This is a genomic window from Sulfitobacter sp. G21635-S1 (assembly GCF_027213915.1).
In the GTDB taxonomy this organism is placed as follows: domain Bacteria; phylum Pseudomonadota; class Alphaproteobacteria; order Rhodobacterales; family Rhodobacteraceae; genus Sulfitobacter.
Map to the genome: position 1 here is coordinate 1 of NZ_JAPWGV010000074.1, position 818 is coordinate 818.

The window sequence follows — 818 nt, forward strand, 5'->3', positions numbered from 1 at the left end:
AGATGCAACCAAGGATGTTTTGCACCCGATAGTTCGTTCCCGACACTCTCCGGTCCCGTCAGAATGCCAGAACTTCCGGTCCTTGCCAGCCGCGCGGAAAGGGCCGCATCGTCTAGTGCAGCGTCAGTTTCAACCAGATCGTCCTGGTTCGCCTTGGTGTTCAGAGCCTCCTGCTGCGGTGTGCTAACCGGTTTTTCGCTGTCGGGGGTGTTGTCGACCTGGTCAAGCCCCACGTCGTCTTTATCCAAGACCACATCACCGGTTTTACCTGCCACCTTCAGCACCTGATCGGTGTAATTGGCATGCAGCCAATTCCCTGAAAAGTTGGTCTCCGAGGCGTCGTCCGTCAACGCTATGATCCGGTCGTTTTGGTTAAACGTGACGCCATCAACCGTCCCACCAACAGCGACAATCCACGTAAAGCCAGCCTGCGCCGCCCCGCCACCAGGAAAGGTGCCTGTCGAAGCATCCCAGTTCCCCTGCAGCACGATGGCAGCATCCAGCGCGTTGACCTTGGACGTCAGTTCGTCGACCTCACTTTGCGGTGCCTTGGTGGACAGTACAGTTTGGATCCCGTCGACCTCGGCCTGCGAGGCTTTGGCATCGACGTCCCCCTGGGCTGCCTTGCCATCCAGCTCCGCCTGGAGACCTGTAACGTCGCTGACGCTGTGACCATGTCCGACATTCGACTTGCCCGAGAGAGCCGTCTCGCTGACCCACAGCCAGCGCGACCATGCCGGGACCCAGCGGTAGACACCGGCGTTGGGCACACTCGCCCCGTCATAGCCGGTCGCGGTCGCCTGAAGGTGGGTGCCCGC

At 60.6% G+C, this 818-nt stretch carries 1 pseudogene; it reads right to left on the reverse strand.

The features are described from left to right. Positions 1-818, reverse strand: a pseudogene (locus O4H53_RS26970) (hypothetical protein); the annotation flags it as partial.